The 1,177-nt window shown below is 66.2% G+C and carries 1 protein-coding gene; it reads left to right on the forward strand.

Annotated features, from left to right (window positions below):
• Window positions 1–1,176 (forward strand): elongation factor Tu (gene tuf / locus ACH107_RS32955; RefSeq protein WP_412509802.1); only part of this gene is annotated, 1,176 nt, incomplete at its 5' end.
• Window position 1,177: the final 1 nt, after the last annotated feature.

Below are 1,177 nucleotides of genomic sequence, written 5' to 3' on the forward strand. Positions count from 1 at the left end.
ATGGCAAAGGAAAAGTTCGACCGTTCGAAACCGCACGTGAACATTGGCACGGTTGGTCACGTTGACCACGGCAAGACGACGCTGACGGCAGCGATCACGAAGTATTTCGGCGATTTCCAGGCGTTCGAGAAGATTGACTCGGCGCCCGAGGAGAAGGCGCGGGGGATCACGATCTCGACGGCGCATGTCGAGTACGAGACGGAGAACCGGCACTACGCGCACGTGGATTGCCCCGGCCACGCGGACTACGTCAAGAACATGATCACGGGCGCGGCGCAGATGGACGGCGCGATCCTCGTGGTGAACGCGGCGGACGGCCCGATGCCGCAGACGCGCGAGCACCTTCTGCTGGCGCGGCAGGTGGGCGTTCCGGGTATCGTGGTGTTCCTCAACAAGGTGGACCAGGTCGACGACCCCGAGCTTCTGGAACTGGTCGAGATGGAGGTGCGCGAGCTTCTGTCGGAATACGATTTCCCGGGCGACGACATCCCGATCGTGGCGGGCTCCGCGCTGGCGGCGATGGAGGGGCGCGACCCCGAGATCGGCGAGGAGAAGATCAAGGAGCTGATGGCGGCGGTCGACGACTACATCCCGACGCCCGAGCGCGCGGTGGACCAGCCGTTCCTGATGCCGATCGAGGACGTGTTCTCGATCTCGGGGCGCGGCACGGTTGTCACCGGCCGGGTCGAGCGCGGCGTGATCAACGTGGGCGACGAGATCGAGATCGTGGGCCTGAAGGACACGCGCAAGACGACCTGCACGGGCGTGGAGATGTTCCGCAAGCTGCTGGACCGCGGCGAGGCGGGCGACAACATCGGCGCGCTGCTGCGGGGCATCGGGCGCGACGACGTCGAGCGCGGCCAGGTCCTGTGCAAGCCGAAATCGGTGACGCCGCACACGAAGTTCGAGGCCGAGGCCTACATCCTGACCAAGGAAGAGGGCGGCCGTCACACGCCGTTCTTCGCGAACTACCGGCCGCAATTCTACTTCCGCACGACGGACGTGACGGGCACGGTGACGCTGGCCGAGGGCACCGAGATGGTGATGCCGGGCGACAACGTGTCGTTCTCGGTCGAGCTGATCGCGCCGATCGCCATGGAGGACGGCCTGCGCTTCGCCATCCGCGAAGGCGGCCGCACCGTCGGCGCCGGCGTCGTCGCCAAGATCATCGAGTGAG

The organism is Roseovarius halophilus (ex Wu et al. 2025) (assembly GCF_047086965.1).